Here is a 26,966-nt window from a genome sequence, read left to right as displayed (position 1 = left end):
AGTGCCGGCGTCCTGTTGTTTATTCCGCTATGTCCAGCACATGCCGGATTTTCTCGATTCCCAGACGATATCTGGCATATATAGTGTTGGCCGATACCCCGGCCATCTCAGCTATCTCTTTGAATGTCATCTGATGAAGAATCCTCAGGACAATCACTTCCCTCTGCTCCACATTCAGGTCTGAAAATGCTTCACGTATGGATATGATCGTGGCAGATGTGCGTCTGTCCTGAGGCACGCATGCAGTTGCCAGGTCCGAGCAGATTGCATCATGCAGCGCCTGCGACCGTTTCCTGCGCCTAAGGATGCTGTATGCGGCATTGCGGGTGGCAGAGAATAAATACGCGTTCACGTTGCGCACTTCTCCAAATCGCTTCCAGTTCTTTGCGATCCGGGTAAATACCTCCTGAACGGCGTCCTGCGCATCTTCAACAGAGCCTGTCAGAGCCAGCGCATAACGAAATAGCGACTGCGCGTATTTGTCATGCACTGCCCTCAGCCATATTTCGATGGCGTCGTCTTTCTTGCGCAGCATTCCCGTCCTGTGCAGATCGAAAATTTGTGTCATTCGGTCATTCACGGTTATCTCCCATGGTGTATGACGCCGCAAATGACTATTTTGTTGTCACAATGAATAATTTTTTCGATCAGACTATCAGCACACTTGCCTGCCCATATTTGGGGATGCGTACGCTGAGGATATCGCCATTGAGTTTTGCTGTGTTTTTGGCCAGGGGACGTTCCAGAATATCGGTCTCCATTGCCTTAGTGCCCTGTTTGATGATGTCGTTGATCCTGATTTTCGCCTGAGTGTCTTTGCCTTCGACCTCGAACATGCGAATCACTATTCCATTTGAGTCCTCAGCTTTTTTAATGGCCGAAATAAATACATTCGGTGTAAGCACTTCGGCAAAACTCTTCTCGGGCGGCAGAGCGCCGTCGTGGACGGTCTCGCTGAGGATAGACATGTAAGAGTTAAACTCTTCGCCTGCCCGTATGGCATCAGCCACATCGCATGGACCCTGGTGAGCAATCACACCGAACCTTATCTTATGGTCGCCCACCTCTGGTATAGGATCGGGATCATAACTGGTCCTGATCAATGTCAGATGCAATGTGTCATCTATGCATGAATGGCCGTATTTGCAGTCATTGACCAGTGTGATCCCATGCTCTTCGTCTGAGAGGTCAGCCCACTTTTGAGCCGGTATCTCCTGAACACTCTGCACTCGCCTCTGGCTGCCGAAGGGTATTTCGTATGTCGGCATACCATTTGTCACGTTCACCGGGAAACTGGTTCGCAGCATGGTGACGCCGGTCTGAGGGGTGCATATCTCGACCCATCTCGACTCCAGCGTAAAGTCGACCATCCGCGACCCTGTGTTGAGCCCGATCTCCACGCTTATCCGCGAGTTGCCATGTGTATGCTCTGTTTTCATACATACACGGTTAGGCCCCATCTGCGTGATCTTAGTCTGGCCGCCTGTGAGTGGGGTGATCTTTGTGAACTGACCTATAGTCCATGCGGACATGCCTCTATGAGCCTCATTGCATATCTCCAACAGCCCCAATAGCTTACCTTCAGGCACATAATCGAACCCGGTCTGCCTGTCGATCAGGTGTTTGATCGCACCTGCCGCCGGGTCTATCTCGATCCTGAGGTGCTCGTTCTCCAAGATGGTGCCTTCGCCCAGTTCGATAATTGTGCTTTCCGTCCCTTCAGGCAGATGCTTGACTATCCTTGCGCAATCAGTTTCTGATGGCAGGTCCTCGATTGTGTTTTCATTACTATGCAGCATATAGTCCTGGATCGCATAAGTCTTGTAGCCAAGAGCAGGCACATCTGCCTTGAACGCGACAGTCAAATAGTCATGATGCCGGAACCATCCTCTGTCGATCACCTGGCAGCGCATCTCATTTCCATCCGGGTCCCGCGCAATGATATGCCCGTCCTTAAGAGGCTTGTCCCAAACTCTTACAAAGACCACTTCCGACCGCGGCCATGGCTTTGCATTATAAACGATAATCGGTTCAGGACCGGGCGAGCCTGCTCCGCGTGAAGTCACTCCGCCGGGTATCACAGGGTCGCCGGCACCTGCTCCCAGGCCATCACCTGAGCCAAAGTCGTCATGTCCGAGGTTCACAAATGACGTGTCGATCTGCCCGGCAAGTTCACGCAGAGCATTTGTCCGGGCATTATCGGCGGCAGTTTTTATCTCTTGAAAGAGCCCCTGAGAATATTCATAGGTCGCATGAATGCCCGAGCCGGGCAATACATCGTGAAACTGGTTGAAGAGAGTATTACGCCAGGCAGAAAGCAGGTTTTCGGATGGGTAGTTTATGTCACAAAACGCACCGGCGATGACAGATGCAGTCTCCGCTTCAGGCAATATGGTCTCACTGATGCGGTTGGCGCGCTTGATGTTGCTCTGAGATGTATAGCAGCCCTCAAACGTAAAATTAAGGTCGGCGTCTACGACCGGCAGATCAGGCTTGGTGCTCTCTATAGCGGTGAAGTATGCGTCGTATGTGCTCAGCTTGACAGTCGGAAATATCGGCCAGTCCTTTATCTGCATATATTTGCGAAGGTCGCGCCTGGTCGGCCCGCCGCCATGGTCGCCTACGCCATAAACGTAAAGATATTCCTTAAGTTGGGTATCGCTCACATATTTTGCAAAAAGCGGGACTATCACAGCCGGGTCAAGGTCGCCGCTGTAGGAGATATCTTTTTCGTGGAACACAGCAATTTCGGAACTGTCGGGCGAACGCCATTTGAAGAGCCATGGTCCGGGACCGGTTCGGAATATATAGCACCGGCTGATGCCTGCGCGAGAGAGTATGGACGGCACACTCCAAGCCTGCCCGAACGTATCAGGTGACCAGTCAATTTTCACATGTTCGGGCTCAAAGCCGAATTTCTCTTTGAAATAGCTGCGGGTATAGAGTAACTGCCTGCACATAGACTCACCAGAGACGAGGTTCCTGTCGCTTTCGACCCACGAACTGGCCGTCACTTCCCAGCGTCCCTCTCTCACGCGCCTTTTTATCATCTCGAATATCTTCGGGCAGTAGCGCTCCATTGCGAGGTATAATGACGCCTGGCTCTGCGAGAAATGAAAGTCCGGGAACTCGTCCATCAGCGTATTGACGGTCGTAAACGTGTCGCGAGCAATACTCACAGTCTCCGGCCAGTCCCATTGATAGTTCATATCGATGTGCGCATGCCCGCACAGGTGCATAGTATAGCCTTTTGCAATCTCACCTATGGGAGACATAATCCGCTCAGCTTCAAGAATGACTTTTTCCGGGTCGATGCTTCCGCCTGATGTGAGGGCTTTTTCAACGTGCTTTACGGCATTTGTTATGAGCATCTCCCATTCACTTTTGTCCAGAGCCTTTGCAAATGCCGCGGCAAACTCAATTTCTGATTTGAACCGCGCTATCGGCTCCACCGCTGTTTCCAAACTGCGGTTCAGTTTGCCATTAAGAATGTCCAGCTTCTTTTGAAATGACATCGTTCTCTGACCTACTTGTTATATACATCGAGTTTCATAACTGCATCTACAGCATTATCTATACTCTCATCAATCTCAGCATCAGTCAACCGTATGTCTTGGCATTCGTCGGGATTCAGGGAAACCATAATAAAGAACTCACGCGCTCCCTTATTTCCCGTGACATGGCTGTGAGAGATTCCGATGACGCAATAGTCCAGGCCATTTATGTAGTCCGCAAGGTCCCGCAGGAGTTCTCTATAAATATCGGGGTCGTCGATTATGCCTGTCCTGCGGATACTGCTGTCCGCCACTTCAAAGAGAGGCTTAACCAGGCAGATCAGATCGCCTTTGCCGTGCAGAATCTCGGCAAAGATCGGTATGGCTTTTTTTAGAGACAGATAAGAGAGGTCCACTGTCGCAAGGCTCGGCCTTGGATCGAGGTCTCTGAGCGCCGGGTCGCTGATATTTACTTTTTCCATCGCGATTACTCTCGGGTCCACTTGCATCTTGCCGGCAAGTCGCCCGAACCCTACATCCACCGCATAGACTTTTTGTGCTCCATGCTGGAGCAGGCAGTCCGTGAACCCTCCGGTGGAAGCCCCTGCATCGATGGCGACAACTGCCTCGACGTTCACGTGGAAATCACTCAATGCTCCTTCGAGTTTGAGTCCGCCCTTGCCGACATATTTTTGGTCAATTCCTTTGACGATGATGTCGTCTGTGATCTTAACAAGCTGGCCGGGTTTGTCTATTCTCATGTCATTGGCGTAGACATTCCCGGTCATCACCCACGTCTCGGCTGTTTTTCTGTCCTCTACCAGCCCTCGCTCGACCAGCAGTGTCCATATCGGCGCTTTTTTCATAATCGTCTCTCGCGGCAAACTCACTAACCCGCATTATTCACGAGGAACGTAAATAATGCTCTCGGAGACCCGGACTATGCGGTAAGCGCATAATCCGGGCTAAAGGAATAGTTATTGTTCCTGCGTGGTTACTCCTGCCGATATGAAGTAAACGGTGGAAATGTAGGCTGTTATTTGATTGCTCTGACGACCACAACCACTTGATCGTCAGGTTGGATGCCTTTGCTGCACTCCTGAACAGTTCCACATACATATTCAAGAAGTTCCTGAGAAGTGAGGCTCGGGGCGTGCTCAATCACACTGGTAAGGCGCTCGCATCCGAACCGAGTGCCGTCTTCGCAGGGGACATCGGTCAATCCGTCCGTATAGCAAAACAACAGGTCATCCTTATTGAACTGCACATATTCAGTGATGTAGTTGCGGCTGGATTCCACACCCAGAACTATGCCGTTGGGAGATAAACTGCGAACTTGGTGTGTATCATGGCGTAGAATCAGTGGACTCTCATGTCCCGCGTTCACATATTCGATCAAGCACTTTTCCATGTTAATAAGGCCATAGAACATAGTAACAAATGCAAATTCTTCCATATAAGTCCAGAGCGCATAGTTGAGATTAGTCATCACAAAACTTGGGTCCGGGTTTTGTCGAGCAAAGCCTTTCAGCATATATTTGGCTTCTGCCGTATGGATAGCGGCTTCCAGTCCCTTACCCGAAACGTCTGCCACCACCAGTCCCACCCTGGAGTCTCCGAAGTCGATAATATCAAAGAAATCGCCTCCAATGCCCACTTCTCCTTTGGCGGGCAGATATAGTGTGGCGGTATCCAGACCTTGCACGGCAGTTTTTTCGGGTATCAGGCTTCGCTGCAGAGTTTCTGCTATTTTTGTTTGTTTCCTGTAGAGGGAAGCATTTGTAAGGGAGGCCGAGGCATGGCTTGCGACTTCGCTCATAAACCAGAGGTCTTCGTCATCAAACGGTTTTTCGTTTTCCATTCGAGCGTTGGAAAAAACACCGAATAGTTCTCCTTCAACAAATAATGGGACAGAAATAGATGATTTCATGCCAGTTTTTTTTGCAAGCTCGACGGACCTGGGTGATTTGAGCATAAGGTCGGCGCTTATTCCTGCTTGAATGCCTGTTGTTCCAAAGATGTCCGCAATTGTGATACCAATTTGTTCAAAGGCTTCATCCACTCGTCTGCCGCTTTCAATGTCAATGCTGTAGGTTTCTATAATGTGCAGGTGACCGGAGTCTGGCTCGATTTCTTGCACCGAACAAATACAATTGAGCAGACCACCAGTCGATCTCACAGCGGTGGATATAATTTTGCTTGTATCACGTGTAGAGGCGAATACCTGGCTCATATCAACGAGCGCCGCAATCAGCTTGGAATGCCTGGCTTCTCGTTCCACCGCCGCCATTTGCTTGGTTATATCCATCCCAATGCCATCGTAGTAGATCAGATCGCCTTCGGCGTCAAACCTTGGCGTAATTTGCCCTCTGACCCATCGCTCGCGTCCTGATTTATGCTTCACTTTTATCTCCACAAATTCAGAAGTCTTGCTGGTATATGCTTTGTCGAATGCTGTATGCAATATGTCCAGATCTCGCTCGGATAAGAACTCCTGCCATATGTTGCTGTTACCGATCAGTTCGTTAATTGGGCGTCCTATCCAATTATTGAGCTGTCCTCCCAGCGTCAATATTCTCATGTTCGGGTCAACTTGAAGTATGATGGCATCAATGTTTTCCACCAGTGTGCGAAGTCTTTCTTCACTTTGCAGCAGTGCTTCTTGGGCCTGCTTTTTCTGCGTGACATCTGTGAGAGCAGAGTAGAAACCTATGGCCTCACCATTTTCTCCAAAAAGTGGATTTGTCGCCACATCCACATTTCTTATCTGGCCATCTTTGCGTATTATGCGCACTTCTCCCTGCCAGGGTTCGCTGATCATCTTCGGCAGTATTTCATTTTCAAACCAATCGATGTCTTGAGTAGGAATAATATCGCTGGGCAATGTGAGCATAGCTTCTTCCACAGAGCCGTAGCCTGTCAGTGTTACATATGCCTGGTTGCAATAAATTACCTGTCCCGAAATGGTGCGCAGGCTGGTTGGTGTGGGGGTCTGGTCGAGCAGTTGTTTGTATTGCACCAGGCGATCAGGTGCACTTTTTTCCAGCGAAGCATCTGAAGCTATACCGATAACATGGTAAAGGCCATCTCTTTTTGCTGCGACAGCCGACACTCGTATCCATCTGAGCTGTCCGTCTTTCTGATATATGCGGTATACTTCGGCCAGAGGTTTACCTTCACTAAGGCGCGCAAGCATTTGTCGAACGTGCACTTCGTCGGCAGGGTGCACTATCTCAAGCCACAGTTCTGGCTCAGACTGCAGTTCCTGGTTGCTGTATCCGATTATCTCTGCCACTCCTGATCCAATCGAGAGTGAGTGAATTTCATCGCCCGTCACTTTGGCCGTGAAGAGGTTGTTTGGGAATTCTACGACTGCTCTTTGCAGGAAAGCATCGTGTTCCTCATCGGGATACATATTAGTATCTGTATAATTGTTTTGCCTGTTCATTTGTATATATCCAATGCATACTTTACCCAGTCGAGCATCGTTCAAAGAGTATAATGTGGCGGGAGGATTGAAAAGATATGCCATAAAGTGTATATATAGTGTGCGGAGGTCATAATGGCTGCAGGGTAAGGATTTTCTGCCAAACCTCCAACTATTAGTGTAGTATTACCAGGAGGGAAAAATGTACGCTGCAATAATAGCCGGCGGGTCGGGCACAAGGCTGTGGCCGAGTTCTCGCCAGGACAAGCCCAAACAATTTCATAAGTTATACGGTGACAACACGCTGCTGCAGGAGACCGTCAAACGCCTTGATCCACTCGTAGACAAAAGCGACGTCTACGTGATCGCAGGCAGGTCACATGAGGGTATTGTCAAAAAGCAACTCCCTTGGCTCGAGGATGACAGATACGTAGGCGAGCCGATGGGCAAGAACACAGCTCCAGCAATTGGAGTGATTGCGACTCTCATCAGCCGCAAAGACCCGAATGCCGTGCTTCTGGTCACCCCTGCCGACCATATAATAACCAAAGAGAAACACTTCCGAAGGCTGCTTGAGGTGGCGGAGCAGGTGGCAGCCGAGGGCCCGAACGTAGTGACCATCGGAATAAAGCCGACCTATGCAGCCACCGGCTACGGTTATATTCAGATGGCCGAGTCAAAGCGGACTATTGATGATGTGGACGTTCACCAGGCGATGAGTTTCAAGGAGAAGCCTGATCTGAAGACTGCCGAGGAGTATGTATCGAGCTGGCACTATGTCTGGAACAGCGGTATGTTTATCTGGTCCGCGAAGACGATCATGGACCTATATCGTGACCATGCCCCCGATATCTACAAGCTGCTGATCCGCTATGACGGTGCGATAGGCACACCAGATGAGTCCAAGGTCTTCGATGAGATATACGACGCATTCCCGAGCATATCTGTGGACTATGCGATCCTCGAGCATGCTCCCAACATCACCGTGATTCCGGCTTCGATAGGCTGGAGTGATCTGGGAAGCTGGTCTTCTCTGTATGAGATCATGGATAAGGATGAAGACGGCAATGCGGTCACAGGCGACCATGTGGGTGTAGATACACACAACTGCCTTATCCATTCCGAGCGTCTGGTCGCGACCGTGGGTCTGGACAATATGGTAATAGTGGACACAGGCGATGCAGTGCTTATCCTGCCCAGCGGCCGTTCACAGGACATCAAAGCCCTGCTCGACGAACTCAAAAAGCAGGGCAAAACAAAATATTTGTGATCTAGCCTGTATTATGCGCTTCCCGCATAATACAGGGCTCCGATAGTATTATTCACGCTTCTCGTGAATAATGCAGGCTAGTATTTTATATTGATTATTTTAACTTGTTCGGGCCTATGTTCGGGCCGGATATCCGATCCGGCCCGAAACAGAACCGTTAATCTACTTCACATTTTTCTCCAGCATCATCTGTGAGCCTACGATGTAGGATTTTGCCGACTGCATCTGTCCGTTTACTTTCGACTTGTACAGATATACTCTGTGAAGCATTACGTCCTGGCCATGCTTGGCTGCAATTTCGACAGAGAAATAAGATGTAGTCCTAACTTCGACAGCCGAGTAAGTATTGTCCGTCCACTGAGCGCCGCCCTCGGGTGGTCCCCATTTCGAGCTTGTCAGTTTGACTTTCATAATAACGGCTTTGGGATATTTGTCCTTGACCGCTTTCTTTGCCAATGCGCGCAGCGCGTTTGCGTCTTTGCCCTTATACTTTTCCGGGCTCATAAACACTTTTGCGGCTTTCTCAAGCTGTTCTTGCCTGATGAAAGTATGCATATTGCCTATAGTCGTTTTGGCTTCGGCAAGTTTAGGATCATCAGAGGCAAGAACCTTTGCCAGGTCCGCCAGCCTCTGGTCTGCCTTATCCAGCCATTCCTGACTTCGCGATACGTTTTTTTTCGTATAGCCCTTGGCAGTGTCGATGAATTCATTGGTCACTTTGTCGCGGTCCCGTTCCCAGACCTCAACGCTCAGCTTCGTCATATTGTAATCACTGTAACCACTGAGTTGAACATCAGTGCCATCAGCTTTAATTTCATCAATAAGCGCTTTTGCGGCCTGGTATTGGGGCAGACTGGCGACCAGTTCCTCAGGGTAAGTTGCGCCGGGGTTAAATTGACGAAACTGTTTCAGCTTCTCCAGTTGTTCTTCGGCTTTTCCTGCTGATGCATTTTGCTTTTCCTGAGCCTCGTCATATCGTTTTTTCAGAGCTTCATAGCGGTCTCGTGCCGCCACCACATCCGGGTGATCCCAAGATCCGCTTTGATATTCTTTTATTGATTCCAGTCTTTCTTTGGCGACCCGCAACGGTTCCCTGGCCATATCCGGGTTTCTCGCGTCGAGTTCGACCTCCGCGTCATTCAGCGATTCGATGCACCTATCCACCTTAAACTGCACAGAGTTCGGTAATTTCTCTGCCATAAGAGGTGAGACAGTTTGAAAAAACGCCATCAGTCCTACGCAGAGTGCGAGCAAAGCTATGCGAAATTTGTATGTCATCATTTCGATTCCTCCCTCATTTTCTCGGATCATCTGCCGTATTATACAACGCTCGAGTGCCAACATCCTTTGTTTGTGTCTTATACTGGACCGAAATTAGTCTTGTAGTTCAATAACATAATTGCCGATAGCCCAGACTGCATATTCTCGCAGCGCCGCACATTCGCCCTGCATGACTTCTTTCAAAGCCGGGACTGCCTCTTCACATTTGATATTACCGGCGGCTATTATGGCATTTCGTCTGATCTTTGTCCGCCCAATCCAGCCTATCGACGTTCTCTTAACATTTTCTTTGAATTCTCTCGCACTTATGCGGATTAGTGGTATAAGTTCTGGACATGCTCCCGGAAACACATCCTGGGCAAATTCAGGAGCAGACACTCTGACTGATGCATTATGCGGGCAGACTTCCTGACATCTGTCGCACCCATATATCCGATTTCCCATCGCGTGTCTAGTCTCAACCGGTACTATTCCGCCGGACTGTGTAATCGCAGACAGACACTTGCTCTTGTCAATTGCTCCCGGCGCAATGATTGCCCCCATCGGGCAAGCGCGAATACATTTCTCGCATGAACCGCACAGGTCGATCTCATTCGGCTGCGATACAGGCAGTTCGATATCGGTCACAATCTCGCCGAGCGCCGCGTATGATCCGCATCCATCGACAAACACATTTGCATTCTTTGCCCGGCTGGCTATTCCACTCAGCACTGCAAGTTTCCTTTCGGGCAATGGCGATGTATCCACACATATCTGTGTATGCGCGTTTGGGTAGACAGCCTTGATTTGTTCGACCATGTGTGCAAGTTTGCAATGAAGGACATCGTGATAGTCCGCACTCCGGGCGATCCGTGCTACCAGAGCGCGGGGAGTATCATCCGAAACAGATGTCTCGGGTGGCAAATAGCAGACAGCAGTCGTCACGACCGACTTTGCCCATGCAAAGGATGTGCGGACTTCGTCGATTGCCGGAGCTATTCCCAAAGCCGCCAATCCAAGTTCATATGCTGATTTACGCAGGTCATTTATCATTACGCAACTATAATATCAAATTTTATCTACAGGATGGGCCGACATTCGCGGCGAATTACTTACTGTTGAGAGGAATCGTGACGTTATATGCGCAAAACGAGACAAAGTCCTGAGGTCGTGACGCTCAAGGCAATGTGGCCGGCACTGCTTTTTGCGGGGGTCTGGCTGCAGTTTGCCGAGACACGCCGTCATCTGCCCGTAGACAGCCGCTATGGCTATGTCCTGCTGGGAATGCTTGCGGCAGTGATGATCTACCGCGCCAGGGTAGCTCTTGCCAGACCCAGTGCGCGCGTGCTGCGATACATGCCCATATTGGACGCCGTTTTGCTTGCGCTTACGATCCGATATACTGGCGGAATAAAGAGTGAACTGTGGCTTTTTTACTATTTTATGCTGATCGCAGGGGCGATGGACCCGCGCATCGGCACCATCGAGCTGGTAGCGCCGCTTGTATTGATCTCGTATATTGGCGCGACAATACCGAGGCTGAGCGCCTGGGACTGGCAGATAATCGAGATCGCGGGCACCAGGCTGCTATTTTTATTTTTAGCCAGCTTGCTCACCCGTCAGATAGCGCTTGCCAGGGGCAGACTTTCGGATGAGATATCCAGCCTCAACGAACAGCTCACCCTCTCTCAGGAACGAAACCGAATAGCGCGGGAGATTCACGATGGTGTCGGCCATTCTCTGGTCAACTGCATCCTGACATTGGAGTTGTGCGAGAGGCTTGTTCGCAAGGATCCAGAAGAGGCAGGAAAGATAATATCTCAGGAGAAGAATGACCTTCGCTCCGCGCTGGAAGAGATGCGCAATTACGTCCACCATCTGCGCCCTGCTGAGATAGAAAATGAGCCACTGAGCCAGCTTATCAGGAAATATATAACCCGTTTTGCCGACCGCACGGGCCTTGCTGCGAACATAAAAGAGACCGGTGGCAGCATCGATCTTGCTCCATCATCGCGTTTGGTGCTCCTGAGGATTATACAGGAGGCTCTCACCAATTCAGTCAAGCACTCGGACGCTTCTCGTGTCGATGTAAGCCTTGCGCGGACGGGCGATGGCGGAGTCCACTGTGTGATCTCAGACGATGGCTGCGGATTCGATGAAGAAGCTGTACTGGGTGACCCGGCAAGCAGCCAGGGTTTTGGGCTAAGGACAATGAAAGACCGCGCATCAAGTGTGCACGGCGATGTTCAGATAGAGTCCGAGCCAGGTGAAGGAACAAGAATCAGCGTGTATGTGCCCGGCTAGAAATATTTATCTCTGACAATGCGGGCAGATAAAGCTCGCGGTGCTGCCGGTTTTGATTTTCTCGATGGCTGTCCCACATACGGGACAGGGTTTGCCTTCTCGATAGCCGATCAGGAACTCAGAGAACCGCCCGTTCACACCGTGCAGGTCACGCTCATATGCCAGTCCGCCGAGTTCCAGTGCATTACTCAGGTTTTCCACGATTACCCTGTGAAGCAGCTTACACTCTTTCTCACTTATATCTGATGTCTTTCTGTCCGGGTGAAGCCCTGCGCGAAACAGTATGTCCTGAATATAGACATTTCCAATTCCGCAGATGAGCTTCTGATCGGTAAGTAGAGTCTTTATCTTACACTTTTTGCTGCCGACCAGCCTGGCAAATGTTTCATATGAAAACCCATCGCTATCCAGCGGATCGAGTCCCAGCGACGCAGTCATCGCGTGCTCCGAGAGTCGAGACACCGGCATCACATGCGCATAGCCGAACCACCAGAAACTAATTGTAAACACTCTGCCGTCGCTGATTCCCAGTTTTATCTGGTATTTGTCCGGCAGGCTGTTTCCGTTCTTATGCAATACAGTGTCTGCGCCCATCCCAAGGTTCAGCAGGAAGACTGCATCGTCCGCAAGCGGCATAAATATCCACTTGCCGCGTGAATAGGCATTGCCGATAGTCTTGCCTGTCACCAGTTGCTCGAATTCGGCGACTGGTACGTTGAGGCATTTCTCCTGCCTTATCTCTGATGTGACGATCTTTTTACCGGCCATCTCGGCAGATATCTGCATTGATAAATTGCGTATTTCCGGCAGTTCAGGCATGTTCGGCCTCTCTTGTTGAGAATTTTATCTATTATGCCATTTCAGAGCCTGTTGTCAACTTTCGTGACTCATCAGAGTGAAAGCAAGAGGTTGATGTCATTCCCGCGAAAGCGGGAATCCAGGAACCGGCACTCTAGCAAAAGCAGGTTGACTGGCTTGTCACTTACGCGAGAGTGACACGGGCTCGGTTGTTATAATAAGAGATTTAGCCTATCCAGGATTAATCAAACACTACAGTCCCAAATCTGTCCGGGCTGTGGAAAGTGCCGTATGGCACAGCCCAGGTGAGGTATGCCATCGCTCCCGATGTAGTGCGGTTTCGCGTCAAGTTAAGTGCCCACTTTGTGCCCGGAGCTGGGGTGCTCATCCCGAATTCCTTGAACGGTATTGCCATTTCCACACTATAGCCGTCAGCGCCTGTCTGCGCACCCGATTTCCATTCACCGTTCCAGCCCGGGTTGAAGACCTTCTGATCGAACTCGGTCCCCAGAGTATTGGTAGAAAGGTGATAATACGTGCGCCTTTGGTTCGCCGGATCGACGAATACTTCAACCGAATCATCATAAAACGTCGGCCCATCCCGCTTGGTTACGTTTGCTTTGAGCTTACTCATCAGCGGCTCATCTGCGTGGAATGCCACGTAGAGATTATCGTTGTCATATGTCAAAAGTGCAGTCGTCTCGACTGGCGCGCTGCCGCCTTCATTTGTGTAATCGAGTTTGACCTTTGCCGCATCGGCCCATGCGCCATCATCTAGCTTGCCGTCTATGACTATAGGCTTGTCCGTCTTTGGTATCTCCACATTAGGTAATGGGACTATATTCTCCGGTATCACCAGCGGCGGGTCAGTCGGCGATATATACGGCTTGTCTTTTGTTATGTAATCGGCATAGCGCGCCAGTGGCCATGCCCGCTGTGAATAGAAATTCTTCAGCGCACTATCACTCGTATTTGCAGTAAGATTACAGAGCAGTCTGCATTTGCTCAGCGGGTCCCTGAAAGGCAGCTCCGCTGGTGATTTATATGCGCTTTGCTCGAGAGCCGATGCTAATCCGTCAGTGTAGTATGACGAAGCAAACAGAGCCTCGCCTCCGGCCATCAATTGGCGAGCGATCCCAATCTGCCCTATGCTCTGCTCAGGGTTGTCTTTCTGCATATGCAGCCCAATTCCCGGTGCAATGAGAGTCTTTCCGTCCACAGCAGCCATCTGGTCAGTCACCAATTGTGTAAACGTGGCGTCATTTGCCGTGTAAGCCATCGGGGTTATAAAGTCCACCCATCCGTTGTCCACCCAGTTCACCCAGTTCTGCATCAGATTGAGCCGTGCGGTCACCGGGTCGGACCCGACTGCTGCCGATATTTTCACATGGGGCTTGAGCGCGCGTGTCTGCATGGCGATCCTCTGGACGAATGAGTTTATTTGTCTTTCCCTGAACTTGTTCCAGAGTATCTGGTTGGTCGAGAGCCGGTCTATATCCGCAGGATCGATCCCATATTGATGCTGGAATGTACATCTGGCTGTCGTGTTGTATCCATAAGGGGTAGGGGACTGCACTTCGTAGCGTATGTAGTCCAGATGCAGCCCATCGACATCATACTTTTTGACCAGTTCAGCGAAAAGACATGCAAGAAAATCTCTGGCGGCGGGTATATTCGGGCTGATCCATAGTCCTCCATTGGCCGACAAGTCTTCTCCGTATTTGCTGAGCATGACCCAGCCCGGGTGAGCGTTAAGGATTGCGCCTCTGTCCTTTGTGTAGCCGGCGCGAAATACCCACACCCATGGGTGGACCTCCATCCCCAGTCTGTGAGCCTCTTCAATCATTGGCGGCAGGGGATCGACAGCATCCTTGAATCGAGGGTCGCGGGTCAGCAGCTTAGTTGGATATGCGGCATAACCTCTGGCTATCACTTCAGGAAAGAGGACATTGATATTTGCCTTGTGATATGTCCGCACAAGCTCACGTATGCCCGAATCGGTCTTGGGTATTGCGTCCGCATTGACCCATATTCCCCGAATTTCGACCACCGGATTGATGCACTTATAATCAACCGTCTCCGATGCCCATGCTGTGAGTGGTATGATTGCGAGTAGAGCAGATATAATCCATTTGAACATGACACAACCTCCGTGCTTGGAGCCAATATATCAGCAATGAGTCATGTCGTCAATCCGACTAAACACGCTGGCAGAATAAAATATCGAATATCCAACTTTTCTTCTGATATGATGGAATATATGGGTCGGCTTGCGCATCTTCAATGTGGAAACGCGCAACGATGCAGGAGTAGAGCAGTTGGAAGATTCAAGAATAATTGAATTAGTGTTGTCTGGCGATCATGAGGCTTTTGGTCTGCTGATGGACCGATATTATGCAATGGTTTACCGGTTGTGCTTCAATATGAGCGGCAATGTGCCGGATGCCGAGGAACTTGCACACGATTCATTTGTGGAGGCTTATCTAAACCTCAGCCAGCTTCGCGAACCGGAGAAGTTCGCTGGGTGGCTCAAGACCATAGCGCTTAACATCTGCCGGATGTGGTATCGCAAAAATCAGCAGAGAGACTTGGAGTTGGTCGAAGAACACATCGCATCAGTCGATGAAGGCGATGAGGATTCTTCTATCTATGCACGCATGTCCTATGGCTTGAGCACACTTTCAACTTCTCACCGTTTGGTTATAGCGCTTTATTATCACGAGGGTCTGTCTTACGATGAGATAGCAACATTCCTGGAAGTGCCCAAGGGTACGGTTATGAGCCGCCTGCATCGCGCGCGTCAAGCATTGAAAGAGGTAATGGAACAGATGACCGAATACGAAGAGATTCCAGATGTGCCTGACGACAAGTTCAAAGAGGTCGTGCAGGCCGAAATCGCTGTGCTTATGAAGATGTTTCCCGATGAGCCTAATGTGCCTGAGCGCCTGACTCTGGTCCTTAAGAAGTCGCCGGGACGACTGGCCGATCTGGTTGCGGGTGCAAATGCGGATGAGATGCTGCGGAATATTGCGATACTGCTGCCGCATCTGGGGAGCGAAGCAATTGACACGGTCCTGAGCTGCCGTTTCTCCGATGATGAGTATAAAGTCTCAAAGACGAGCCAGCTTCTGCGGATATACGCCTCCAGGTGCGGGATGGTTTCACCGCGCGAAGGCATGCCGGATATCGCCTCAAAAGAAGCTTATCTGCTTCTGGACAGGCTGTTTGCCCACCCGGCAGACGACAGTGCCAAGGCTGAAGTCCTGCTGGAGATGATGGAAGCATCCGAGCACTCTTGCCCGGCGCTCTTGTTTGCAAATGCGTTGATGTGCTATGAACAGGCCTTTCCTGTTTTGATGGAGAGGTTCATCAGTCAATCCTCCGATCAGCCGTCCAGGGTTATAAATGCTCTGGTTCGGACGGGAATGCGCTTCGCCGAAAATATGCTATCGCTGATTGAGGAGGCAGATCAAAACCGTCAAGCCATGGGCCTGATCGGCTGTGAAGCAATTGCCAGGTCGCTTTGTCCGACGTGTTTTGTCGACACGAGCCGCGAACAGTTTCTGAACGACTTGCGCACCCAGGAAAAGTGGCCGACGCTTATGGTCGAAGAGATAGGCGCAGACCTGATTGAAAGAATAATCCGGGCGATAGCTGCTATAGCTGAAAGTGGCTCCATTGGTCTGCGCAGTCAGGCTGTTCGTATATTGGGGTGTTTGAAAGCAGACAAATACACCAGCCTAATCCGTGAAATGCTCCACGATGCGGACCATGCTGTGAGGCTTGCGGCTATTTTTGCTTTGTCGGAGATCGGAGATGCAGCAGCGGCTGAGGAACTCATCGACTGCGCTCAAAATGGCGATACCCAGGAGCAAGCCGCAGCAATAACAGCCCTCGGCAGGCTTAAAATCGTGCATGCCGAGCATATCTTGGTGGATATGATATCCAGTGATGACAATCAAGTCTGTGAGGCAGCCGTGACCGCTCTTGGTGAAATGGGAAGCGTCAGTTCGCAAATTGTGCTGCAGGAACTGATGCGCGGCACAAATCACAAATTGCAAAAGGTTGCCGCAAAAGCAGTATTTGGCGGAGTCGCGCATAGAAAGCCGGTGCTTTCAGATGTTGAGCAAAGACTTGCCGCGAAGCGCCGCAAAGTTAGCCCGATTGCAATGATTTCACCCGATGCCGTGTTGCGTTTTGGTGTGACCCAGATGCGTAGCTATGACGAACGAGAACTCACCGAATGCATTGCCCGTGTCTGTTCGGATTATTGCGCTACCAGGCGTTATATGATCGAATTGGGATTGATGACGCGCTCCAATGGCGTTTACGAGTTCACTCCAAGTGGTGAATCAACCTGGCGTGTCGAGCAATTTATATGCCAACGCTATTTAGCAAAGGCTGGTAGATGTATGTTATTTACACAGTAACGGGCTCTTAAAAACTTATTGTTTGTGTGATATAATGTTCCAAACCGCTGGGGGTGCTGGTAGAGCAGCTGAGAGAAGCGGCGTAATGACGCTTCATCCCTTTGAACCTGATCCGGGTAATACCGGCGTAGGAAACGCGGAAGTCTCCTATGGAAGACCTCACGTTGGCGTGTAATCCGCGCATGCTCACCTCTGCCTCCCAAGTATATCATCCGTCTTTTGACGGACCATTGGGGGTAATTCAATGATCGAAAACATTTCAGACCTGGAAGTATCGCGGCTGATTATGCGCGACTACTTCGCCATGCTCGAAGACTCACTCGAGTCCGACGTGATAATAGTCGGCGGTGGACCGAGCGGCCTTGTCGCAGGCTATACTCTGGCCGAGCAGGGCAAGAAAGTCACCATTATGGAAAAGCGCCTCTCGCCGGGCGGTGGAATCTGGGGAGGCGGCAAGGGCTTCAACAGAGTCATCCTCGAACCGGCAGTCAGCGACATTCTCCGCGAAATCGATGTCGAGGCAAAGGAGCATGACGGCTATCTGGTGGTCTCATCAGTTTTGCTTGCCTCTGCGCTCATTAAAAAGGCAATCGAGAGCGGTGTCACGCTCCTCAATCTCTTTGCGATAGAGGACGTCTATTTTGACGATAACCGTGCTTTGGCCGGAGTCGTGGCAAATGACACCGGCTATAAGATGGCCAATCTTCCAATTGATCCGCTCACATTCAGGAGTAAGATCGTGATGGACAGCACCGGGCATGAAGCGGTAGTCCTCAATTTTCTTGCCAAGCGCGGGATAGTCCAGATCAAGGGTGAGGACACTATGAACGCACAAATGGGTGAAAACGGTGTCGTCGATGGCACTCGTGAAGTCTATCCTGGTCTGATTGTCACCGGCATGGCCTGCGCTCAGTTCTTCGGCACACCTCGCATGGGTCCGATCTTTGGCGGCATGCTGCTCTCGGGCAAGAAGGCAGCCGGTATAGCGATAAAGAAACTGGCTGACGAAGAAGTCGGTGTGAATTAGAGTCGTTTCAAAATTGACAATAACCCCCTGCTGTGCTAGCATAAATCGGTTATTTGTATGTAATATAGCAGGGGGTAATTTTGATAAACAGCCACGCCAATATGTCCCGTACTGGGTCACTTGTGCTCCCCAAACTGAGCGATCTTTCTTCACTCATCTCGAGCAAGTCTACACTAGAGGAAATCGATACATCCAGTATGGTCTTTCCTGGCATTAAGGAGCAGATAATGCAATCATCCAATTACGATACCGACATCATCATAATCGGGACCGGACCAGGCGGATATGTCGCTGCCATTAGAGCTGCACAGCTTGGCGCTCGTGTTGCAGTGGTCGAGAAGAACTCCGTTGGAGGCACATGCCTTAACGTGGGATGCATACCCACCAAGGTGCTGCTCTCCAGCGTGGCTGTTCTGGACCATGTAAAGCACGGTGCCGAGTTCGGCGTTGAAACGTCTGAGCCAAAACTAAACGTTTCGACGATGATGAAGCGCAAAGCAAACATCGTCAAGCAGCTCACAGGCGGTGTCGAAGGCTTGTTCAGAAAGAACAAGATCAAACTTGTGAGGGGTCACGGCAGGATAGTCGATCCACATACTGTAGCAGTAGAGACCGAAAAAGGTGTCGAGACCCTCAAGGCCGAAAAGATTGTAATAGCGACAGGTTCAGTCTCTGCTCGTCTGCCTATGGCAGGCTTCGAGATCGGCAAGAATGTCTGGACCAGCAATGAAGCTCTCGAGTTTACTGAGGCTCCCAAGAAGCTGCTTATAGTGGGCGCCGGAGCTATTGGTCTTGAGTTTGGCTATACGTTTGCTCGATTGGGGACTGAAGTCCTCGTGGTCGAGATGATGAGCCAGATACTTCCCGCAGCCGACACCGAAACCGCCAACACTCTCCAGAAGTCCCTTGAAAAGGCCGGCATGAAGTTTATGCTTGATGCAGGCGTCACTCGCGCGGAGGATATCAAGGGCGGCAAGCGGGTCTATATCAAGTCCAACGACAAAGAAGAGGCCATGGACTTCGATAAGATATTGGTCGCAGTCGGCAGGCGCGCTGTTATGGACAATATCGGCCTGGACGAGGTCGGCATAGAGCACGACAAGCGCAAGATCATAGTCAACGAGCACATGCAGACTAACATACCAAACATCTATGCCATCGGCGATGTAATTGGTGAGCCGATGCTGGCGCATGTAGGCTGGACAGAGGGTGCAGTTGCAGTCGAGCATGCTATGGGCATGAACTCCAGAATGAGCTATAAAGCCTTCCCGGCCTGTGTTTACACTACCCCGGAGTGCGCTTCAGTCGGCCTTACCGAGTCTCAGGCAAGAGAGCGGTATAAGGACGTGCGCATAGGCAAGTTCGGATTCAGCCACAACGGCAAGGCCATGGGTATCGGCGAGACCGAAGGGTTCGTCAAGTTCATAGTAGACGGCAAATTCGGCGGAATCCTGGGCGTGCACATAGTAGGTCCGCATGCCACCGACCTGATTGCCGAAGCAGTTCTTGCAATCAACAATGAACTGACTGTCGATGAAGTCATGGCGACAATCCACTCCCATCCAACCTTGAGTGAAGTCATGCAGGAAGCCGCATATGACGCCATGGGCAGAGCAATCCACAAGTGATTTTATAATTAGTATTTTGGATTGAGTATTGATTGAGATGGCCTGGTGAGGATTACTTGCCGGGCTGTTTGCTTTCTATAGCAGTCGGTTGTAAGCAATGTCCACTAATCGAGAGTTGAATTACATTGGATATGCACTGGTTGTTAACTATTTATGAGCTTGTTTCTTTCAATAGCGAGCATGCCGGGAGGGCGAGGCTCCTGCCGAGCCTTATTTCCCTGTGAAGACTGAATGGTCGTTTTTGTATCTTGACAGCAATTAAAGTCTACACTAGTATGATTAGAAGTTGCGAATCAATATGAATAAATAGAGATGGATTGTTTCATGCTTATGAAATAAGTGTGAGTCATAATCGAGAAGAGGGCTGTCATGGGATTCTATTTGCGCAAGAGTCTGAAAGTTGGACCTGTGAGGTTTAACCTTTCAAAATCAGGAATAGGGGTCTCAGCGGGAATAAAGGGATTTAGAGTCGGAACTGGACCCAGAGGAAATTATGTGCATATGGGTCGTGGTGGACTTTATTACAGGAAGACATTATCGAGCAACCATAGTGAAAGCAGACAACCCCAAAGTGCAAATGTATCATCTCCTAACACAACCAAATCAATCTATGGACAGGTGCAAACAATTGAAAGTGCATCAGTCTTGCAAATGGTTGATTCGTCAGCATCATCTCTTCTTTCTCAACTGAACGAAAACAGACGGAAAATTAATCTTGCTCCAATTGTTGGAGCATTATGTGGTTTCTTGTTCCTTGTTATGATTTCTGCGGGTGCGCCTGCTTTTCTGTTAGTCCCAACAATTATTTTTGCTGTTATTGCAACGTGGGCATCTTATTATAATGATGAATTGAACAATAACACCGTCCTGTTTTATGAACTTGAGGGCGAATCAGAGCTATCATATGAAATGCTGCATAATTCGTTCGATGAACTAGCAAGGTGTTCTGGTGCATGGCATATCGAGGCGAAAGCAGCAGTAATAGACACAAAAAGGTCTGCTGGCGCAACTGAATTAGTCAAACAACACAGAATCACTATACGAAAGACAGCACCACCGAGAGTAAAAACAAATATTGCTATACCGATGATGCCAGCTGGAAAACAAACACTTTATTTCTGTCCAGATAGGGTGTTGGTATATACTCAAGATGGGATAGGTGCAGTAAATTACACCGATATTTATGTTGCAGTCAACCAGATTAATTTTGTTTTAAGTGGATTCGTTCCATCTGACACTAGGATAATAGGGCACACATGGCAATATGTAAACAAGGATGGCAATCCAGACATGCGTTTCTATCCCAATCCACAACTTCCGATAGTGCAATATCAGAGTTTTCACATAAAAAGTAATTCTGGGCTAAATGAATTGTTCTATTTCTCAAGACCAAATGCAGCTAGTTCACTCAGTGTAGTTTTGCGTCAGCTTGCAAATGCCAACCTAAGTTGAAGATCATATCACAAATTATTAGTCGGGCTGGATATCCGATCCAGCCCGAAAAAAGAATGTCAGCTTTCATGTATATATGAAGCATCAGACCATCAAACCATCCAGCCATCAGACTCTCTCATTCACTCAGTCAAAGCCAGCACTCTAAGAGACTCTTCGGCAGTAGTCAGACCGTCGAGCACTTTACGCCGTGCATCTTCTCTGATGGGCATAAAGCCGTTTGATATTGCGGCTTGAAGCAACTCATCACACGGTGCGCCTTCGCCAATCATCTCACGCAGATGACGGTCTATAACCAGCAGTTCATATATCGCCGCTCTGCCTCTGTAGCCTGTTCCATGGCATTTGTCACAGCCCTTGCCTTTGAAGACCTCATGTGATTTCAGGTCGTTCTCGGTTATCTTGAGCATTTTCAGAGCTGGGTTTACTTCAAGCACACGCTCTTTGCAGTCAGGACACACTCGCCTAACAAGCCGCTGGTTCATTGCGCCGAGTAAGGCTGCAGATATCACATAACTTTCTATTCCCATATCGCGAAGACGCTGAATTACCCCGATTGCATCGTTTGTGTGCATCTGAGAAAGCACCATTTGACCGGATATCGCGGCCTCCATAGAAATAGCGGCGTCTTCCATGCACCGCATCTCGCCGATCATTATGACATCCGGGTCGTGCCGGAAAAATGATCTCAGCGCAGTGGCAAAAGTAAAGCCGTTCTTCTTGCAGATTTGAGAATGGTTTACACCCGGTATCATGATCTCAACAGGGTCTTCTATTGTCATAATTTTGACTTCAGGTTTATTTAACTCAAGGAGCGTGGAGTATAGAGTCGTGGTCTTGCCTGAACCTGTGGGGCCGGATGTAAAAAACATCCCCATCGGCTGATGGAGCAAATCTTTGAGTGTTTGAAGATGATCTTGATAAATGTAGATTTTGTCGAGACCGAGTAAGGGCGAACGTTTGTCAAGCATCCGCATCACAATTCCTTCGCCGAGAGTAAATGGGCAGAACGCTATTCGTATATTGTAATCTCGACTGCCCAGTTTCCACGGCATCCTGCCATCCTGAGGGATCCTGGTCTCGGACGTATCCACATCAGCCATCATCTTAATCCGCGTAACTATCCCTATGCGCTCAGCCGAATCAATCGACATTATATCGTGCATCACGCCATCAATTCGATAACGGACTCGCAGTGTGTTATCTCTCTGCGACTCAAAGTGAATATCCGAAGCCTTGCTTTTTATTGCATTGTCGATGATGTCATCGACTTTCTTCACTATTGCCTGCTCGGATGCGGCCTCTGTCCAAGTCAGCAGCCTGCGCGCGCCTTCAAGTTCGTGCCGGCATGCTGGGCATCTGGCAAGATGCTCCTCGAGCTTTGTTTTCTGATCCTCTGAAAGCTCGCCTTTCAGATAAGCGATAATCTCTGTTCTGGCCTGTTCGCAGTTCATGGGTATTCCTCCTGTAATAGGGTCCTGAGCATATTTACAGCCGCGTGCATTCTTGACTTCACCGTCCCAACAGGTATCTCTAACAGTTCTGCAATCTCAATATATTTGAGACCCTCGAAGTGTGAGAGAGTAAACACCATCTTCTGACCCTCGGGCAGCATGGTTATAGCCCGGCGCATCCGAAACCTGCGATACTCCTCCATAAGATGGACCTCAGGCTCTATGCGCTCATTTGCCCTGATATTCTCGAACGGTTTTCTTCCCAGGCTGTCCTGATGGGCGAGCGATACCTCTCCGGAACGGTTTTTTGCCTTGCGGCGCTGCGAGATGTAATAGTTCTTTGCGATCTGGAAGATAAACGTGGAGAATTTGCCCGTCGGTTCATACCGGTCGCGCGCCCGATATAGCCTTAAGAAAGTCTCCTGCAGATAATCCTCCGCTGTGTCCTGATCCCACGTGAGCTGGAAGAGGAACCTGCGGATAGGCTCAGCGTACCGGTTGTAGAGTTCATCAAATGCACAATAGTCACCGGTTTTCACGAGTTCCATCAACTCTGCGTCCGTCAGTACTTCCATTCGTCCTCCCGACATCTCACATGTGATAGAACGCTCAGGAAGCAAAAATGTTCGACCGATGTTGCTTGCCCATTTTGCACTCGACGGTTTTTGGTGGTAGAGTATTGTTATGAAAAAAGCACTCATATTTGCCGCACTTATAATCATTGCTTTGGCATCGGCTGCTGCCGCCGATTCACCTTCCGGCTGCGCGGGTGTTATCCGTGTATTTGGTGATCGGTCGAACTGGATGAATATGTGTTTTGTGGTCGGCGACGGCAGTTGGGTCGTCACTACTTATGATTCGATAAGCGAAAATGTCGGCAAAGATGCCACACATCTGATCCACCATCCGATCTTTGTCAGTTCATATACTGGTGCGGCATATCAGTGCGAACTCAAGTCATATGACAAGGATCTCAACCTTGCCCTGCTCAAACTTCCGATAAGCGGCCTGCCGTCGGTCACTTTTGCGCAATCGAGCGATTTTGCAAAGGCTGCAAGGGGAACACTGGGCGAGCTTATGAGTGGTGACCCCATCGGCAATCGCTGGCCGACACAGATATATGGCGTGACTCGTGAAAAGTCCGGTGAGTCATATAAACTTATGGTTGGCAGTTGGAGCGCAGATAAAGTATTCGTCACCGAGATCGGTAAGTACTATTGGGCATTTATAATTGATGTAAATCCGACTGAGTCTATCCCGGACGGATCGATAGTTGCGCGTGGACCATTGGTAGTGGGCATGTACCTCAACCGGATGGTAATCACCGGCGGCAGGCAAGATCAGATATTCGGCCGGTGCGCAATTTCCACTGCAATTGTGCGCTGGCTCGGCGAGCATGGTGTTGACACTGCCACGCTGTACTCGCCGCCTTCGGCAACAATCAGCCGTGGAGCCGATGCGGATGCTGTCTTTCAATTGCAAGCGAGTGTTTACACCATGATCGGAGCGTCGAGGCCGGACCTCGCGCAGTCTATCGCGCAGTCTCTGGTCAAACTACGCCCGTCCGATGCCCAGCCGCACCTTGTTCTTGGTATAGCGCTCACCGGGCTTGACAAGTATGATGAGGCAATAAGTGAGTTCGACGCAGCAGGCAAGATAGATCCCAAGCTGCCTATGCTGCATATAAACCGCGCTTTTGCCTTACTTGGACAAAAAAAGGCCGATGAGGCCGAAAAGGAATTAATAAAAGCAGTCGAGGAAGCGCCGGATGATGTTCGTCCGGTGGCTGCGCTTGCTGATTTTTATCTAGCGGACGAAAAAAACTACGAGAAGGCTCTGACATATGCAAAGAAGGCTGTCACGATGGCTTCAGACAGCCCGTCTGCATATTTGCTGCTGGCTCGTGTGCAGAAGCGCCAAAAAAACTATCAGGACTCTGTCAACTCCATCGGCCAGGCTCTCAAGATGGCTTCTGACTGGCCGGATGCATGGTATGCTCTCGGTTCGACGTATGAAGAAGCCGGCGATTACGAAAAAGCCGAAAAATCCTACCGCACTCTGGCCGAGAAACAGCCAAAAGACCCTCATGCGCTGCTCACTCTTGCCTCTTTTCTTGTCGACCGCGGCAAGAAGGATGAAGCGATGACTGTAATCGGTAAGATTCGGGCGCTGAATCCCCCCAAGGATGTGCTTGAGGCCGTACAGATTTTAGAAAATAAGGCCAGCAAAAAAACAACAATCGCAACAATAAATCACAAATTATGTGGCTGATTGTCTATCCATGTATGACCAAGTATCGTATGCTTCGATCGCAGCTCAAAATTCCCCACCAAGTATGTCTTCGACCTGGTAATCTTGCCAGTTTTACCTTAATGCTGTCTTCAAAGTATTGACAAACAAAACTATCTAGCTCATCATGATAATTTAATGGTTGGCTGTTGTTTTGTGTCGATTTAATGTGCAGTTTTATTAAAGAGATAAGAGGCTGGAGGGATTGTCATGCGCATCTGCACGCGTATTTTTTGGGGAGTTTGCATTTTACTGGGAATTTGCGTTCCCGCATATGCCACAAACGTCGGCGGAACAATATCTGCAAACACTGTCTGGTCTGTGGCGAACAGTCCATATGTAGTCACATCCAATGTTACAGTAAACTCATCAGTAACACTAACCATAGAGCCTGGTGTGAGTGTCTATTTTTCTAGTGGCACTCGCTTGTACGTCAACGGGACTATCAACTGTTCCGGCACGAGCGCGGACGGCATATATTTCGGTTCTGCACTTGAGTTGAACACACCTTCAACAGCGGCGCCGGGGGACTGGAGTGGTATAGTCATAGCGAGCGGCATATCCAGTGTGTTGAGCTATTGCACAGTCGCGTACGCTACGAACGGTATATATGCCAATGATTCCGCTGCTCCCACGATTACAAACTGCACATCCAGCAATAACAGTCTTTATCCTATATCCGTATATCCCGATGGTGTGTACAAGACCTCCGGCAACTCGGGCATCGGCAATGGTTCCGGTGATGTGATCGCGGTGAGAGGCGGCGATATAACCACCAGCCAGACGTGGATTACCCAGCCTCTTTCATACCGTGTGACCGGAGATATTGTTGTATACGGTGTGCAAAATGACCCCACACAACCCTGTGTGCTCACACTCGATGCCGGGGTCGCCGTCAGGTTCAACTCTAGCTGTGGACTGGATATCGGGCGTAATCATTATGGTTGGTGGTATGGCGCACTTGCCTGTGCAGGCACGGAAGGCAACGGCGTATTGCTCTCATCTTCGTCCGACAGCCCCGCGGCAGGCAGTTGGCAGGGTGTACGTTTTTACGCTGGAACGCGGTCCGACCTTTCCAATATGACCTACACGACAGTCGAATATGGCGGCCAGGGCACCAACGGCGGCATTAACTGTTACAGCTCAAATCCCACTATCAGTAATTGCACACTGCAATATAACAGCAGCCATGGGATATACGCTGATGACAGCGCATCCCCGACAATCACCGGCTGCAGTCTTAACAATAACAGCGCTTATCCAATATATATCCATCCCAACTATGTTTATAATACCTCCGGCAACTCGGGCATCGGCAATGGTTCCGGTGATGTGATCGCGGTGAGAGGCGGCGATATAACCACCAGCCAGACGTGGATTGCCCAGCCTCTTACATACCGTGTGATTGGCGATATTGTTGTATACGGAGTGCAGAATGACTCCACACAGCCCAGCGTGCTCACACTCGATGCGGGAGCAGTTGTAAGGTTCAATTCCAACTGCGGACTGGATATCGGGCGTGATCATTATGGTTGGTGGTATGGCGCACTTGCCTGCGCAGGCACGGAAGGCAACGGCGTATTGCTCTCATCTTCGTCCGACAGTCCCGCGGCAGGCAGTTGGCAGGGTGTACGTTTTTACGCTGGAACGCGGTCCGACCTTTCCAATATGACCTATACCACCGTCGAGTATGGCGGCCAGGGTACCAACGGCGGCATAAACTGTTACAGCTCAAATCCCACTATCAGTAATTGCACACTGCAGTACAACAGTGGATATGGGATCTACTCCGATGACGGTGCTGTTCCTTACATAGCAGATTGTGTTTTGAATTCAAATGGTTCCTATCCGATCAGTGTCTACTGCAATAATATACAAGGCAGACTCACAGGCAATACCGGCAGTGGCAACGTATCTGGCGACTATATAGCAATCCGAGGCGGCAGCGTTACCACCAGCCAGAGCTGGATTCCGCAACCCCTGGTCTATCGCGTGACGGGCAACGTGAATGTATACGGGGTTCAAAATGATGAGGCCAAGCCCAGCATACTCACACTCCCATCCGGGACCACAGTCAAGTTCAACAGCGGCTGCGGGTTATATATGGGAAGAGAATTTTATGGTGCCTGGTAT

General features: G+C 49.9%; 18 protein-coding genes and 1 riboswitch. Of the genes, 8 read left to right on the top strand and 10 right to left on the bottom strand.

Annotation, left to right across the window (positions count from 1 at the left end; all coding sequences use genetic code 11):
- Positions 1–19: 19 nt before the first annotated feature.
- The 4 genes from LLG46_04550 to LLG46_04535 form a co-directional block, all read right to left on the bottom strand.
- Positions 20–580: a sigma-70 family RNA polymerase sigma factor gene (locus tag LLG46_04550; GenBank protein ID MCE5322571.1), complete on the bottom strand. Its 561-nt coding sequence runs from the start codon at positions 578–580 to the stop codon at positions 20–22.
- Between the two features lie 67 nt (positions 581–647).
- The gene (locus tag LLG46_04545) at positions 648–3,515 is read right to left on the bottom strand and encodes a glycosyl hydrolase-related protein (GenBank protein ID MCE5322570.1); all 2,868 of its coding nucleotides are present in this window, start codon (positions 3,513–3,515) and stop codon (positions 648–650) included.
- Between the two features lie 11 nt (positions 3,516–3,526).
- Positions 3,527–4,360, bottom strand: a complete 834-nt coding sequence (locus LLG46_04540; protein MCE5322569.1) for a TlyA family RNA methyltransferase — start codon at positions 4,358–4,360, stop codon at positions 3,527–3,529.
- A gap of 170 nt (positions 4,361–4,530) precedes the next feature.
- Positions 4,531–6,942 carry a SpoIIE family protein phosphatase gene (locus LLG46_04535; GenBank protein ID MCE5322568.1) on the bottom strand — a complete coding sequence of 804 codons (2,412 nt, stop codon included), beginning with the start codon at positions 6,940–6,942 and terminating at the stop codon, positions 4,531–4,533.
- A gap of 181 nt (positions 6,943–7,123) precedes the next feature.
- On the opposite strand from LLG46_04535, the gene LLG46_04530 reads away from it, so the two are divergent.
- Entirely contained in the window at positions 7,124–8,191 is a 1,068-nt protein-coding gene (locus LLG46_04530; protein ID MCE5322567.1) for an NTP transferase domain-containing protein, read from the top strand.
- Positions 8,192–8,353: 162 nt separating this feature from the next.
- Here LLG46_04530 and LLG46_04525 read toward each other — a convergent pair whose 3' ends face one another.
- A complete protein-coding gene (locus tag LLG46_04525; protein MCE5322566.1) occupies positions 8,354–9,472 on the bottom strand; it encodes a hypothetical protein in 1,119 nt (372 codons plus the stop codon).
- A gap of 93 nt (positions 9,473–9,565) precedes the next feature.
- Positions 9,566–10,504: a tRNA epoxyqueuosine(34) reductase QueG gene (gene queG / locus LLG46_04520; protein MCE5322565.1), complete on the bottom strand. Its 939-nt coding sequence runs from the start codon at positions 10,502–10,504 to the stop codon at positions 9,566–9,568.
- A gap of 87 nt (positions 10,505–10,591) precedes the next feature.
- Here queG and LLG46_04515 point away from each other — a divergent pair, with 87 nt between their 5' ends.
- Positions 10,592–11,755 carry a sensor histidine kinase gene (locus tag LLG46_04515; protein ID MCE5322564.1) on the top strand — a complete coding sequence of 388 codons (1,164 nt, stop codon included), beginning with the start codon at positions 10,592–10,594 and terminating at the stop codon, positions 11,753–11,755.
- Positions 11,756–11,761: 6 nt separating this feature from the next.
- On the opposite strand, the gene LLG46_04510 is transcribed toward LLG46_04515, so the two are convergent.
- Both LLG46_04510 and LLG46_04505 read right to left on the bottom strand, forming a co-directional pair.
- A complete protein-coding gene (locus LLG46_04510) occupies positions 11,762–12,574 on the bottom strand; it encodes an Fpg/Nei family DNA glycosylase (protein ID MCE5322563.1) in 813 nt (270 codons plus the stop codon).
- 220 nt (positions 12,575–12,794) lie between these two features.
- Positions 12,795–14,693 carry a family 10 glycosylhydrolase gene (locus LLG46_04505; protein ID MCE5322562.1) on the bottom strand — a complete coding sequence of 633 codons (1,899 nt, stop codon included), beginning with the start codon at positions 14,691–14,693 and terminating at the stop codon, positions 12,795–12,797.
- A gap of 178 nt (positions 14,694–14,871) precedes the next feature.
- Here LLG46_04505 and LLG46_04500 point away from each other — a divergent pair, with 178 nt between their 5' ends.
- The 4 genes from LLG46_04500 to LLG46_04485 all read left to right on the top strand — a co-directional run bounded on the left by LLG46_04500 (position 14,872) and on the right by LLG46_04485 (position 21,090).
- Complete coding sequence (locus LLG46_04500) at positions 14,872–16,983, top strand: sigma-70 family RNA polymerase sigma factor (GenBank protein ID MCE5322561.1); 2,112 nt, start codon at positions 14,872–14,874, stop codon at positions 16,981–16,983.
- Between the two features lie 39 nt (positions 16,984–17,022).
- Positions 17,023–17,135, top strand: a riboswitch (TPP riboswitch).
- A 92-nt stretch (positions 17,136–17,227) separates the two neighbouring features.
- Positions 17,228–18,010, top strand: coding sequence for a sulfide-dependent adenosine diphosphate thiazole synthase (locus LLG46_04495; protein ID MCE5322560.1), 783 nt, complete (start codon positions 17,228–17,230; stop codon positions 18,008–18,010).
- An 80-nt stretch (positions 18,011–18,090) separates the two neighbouring features.
- Positions 18,091–19,638: a dihydrolipoyl dehydrogenase gene (gene lpdA / locus LLG46_04490; protein MCE5322559.1), complete on the top strand. Its 1,548-nt coding sequence runs from the start codon at positions 18,091–18,093 to the stop codon at positions 19,636–19,638.
- 369 nt (positions 19,639–20,007) lie between these two features.
- On the top strand, positions 20,008–21,090 hold the full coding sequence (locus LLG46_04485) for a DUF4236 domain-containing protein (protein MCE5322558.1): 1,083 nt from the start codon (positions 20,008–20,010) through the stop codon (positions 21,088–21,090).
- Positions 21,091–21,212: 122 nt separating this feature from the next.
- Here the strand turns inward: LLG46_04485 and tadA are convergent, their stop codons facing one another.
- Both tadA and LLG46_04475 read right to left on the bottom strand, forming a co-directional pair.
- A complete protein-coding gene (gene tadA / locus LLG46_04480) occupies positions 21,213–22,544 on the bottom strand; it encodes a Flp pilus assembly complex ATPase component TadA (GenBank protein ID MCE5322557.1) in 1,332 nt (443 codons plus the stop codon).
- On the bottom strand, positions 22,541–23,119 hold the full coding sequence (locus tag LLG46_04475; GenBank protein MCE5322556.1) for an RNA polymerase sigma factor: 579 nt from the start codon (positions 23,117–23,119) through the stop codon (positions 22,541–22,543). Before LLG46_04475 ends, tadA begins: the two co-directional genes overlap by 4 nt.
- 109 nt (positions 23,120–23,228) lie before the next feature.
- On the opposite strand from LLG46_04475, the gene LLG46_04470 reads away from it, so the two are divergent.
- Entirely contained in the window at positions 23,229–24,815 is a 1,587-nt protein-coding gene (locus LLG46_04470) for a tetratricopeptide repeat protein (GenBank protein ID MCE5322555.1), read from the top strand.
- A 228-nt stretch (positions 24,816–25,043) separates the two neighbouring features.
- Positions 25,044–26,966 (top strand): right-handed parallel beta-helix repeat-containing protein (locus LLG46_04465; GenBank protein ID MCE5322554.1); only part of this gene is annotated, 1,923 nt, incomplete at its 3' end.

The organism is bacterium, from assembly GCA_021371935.1.
GTDB lineage: Bacteria > Armatimonadota > UBA5829 > UBA5829 > UBA5829 > UBA5829.
This window is presented reverse-complemented; position numbering and strand designations above follow the sequence as displayed.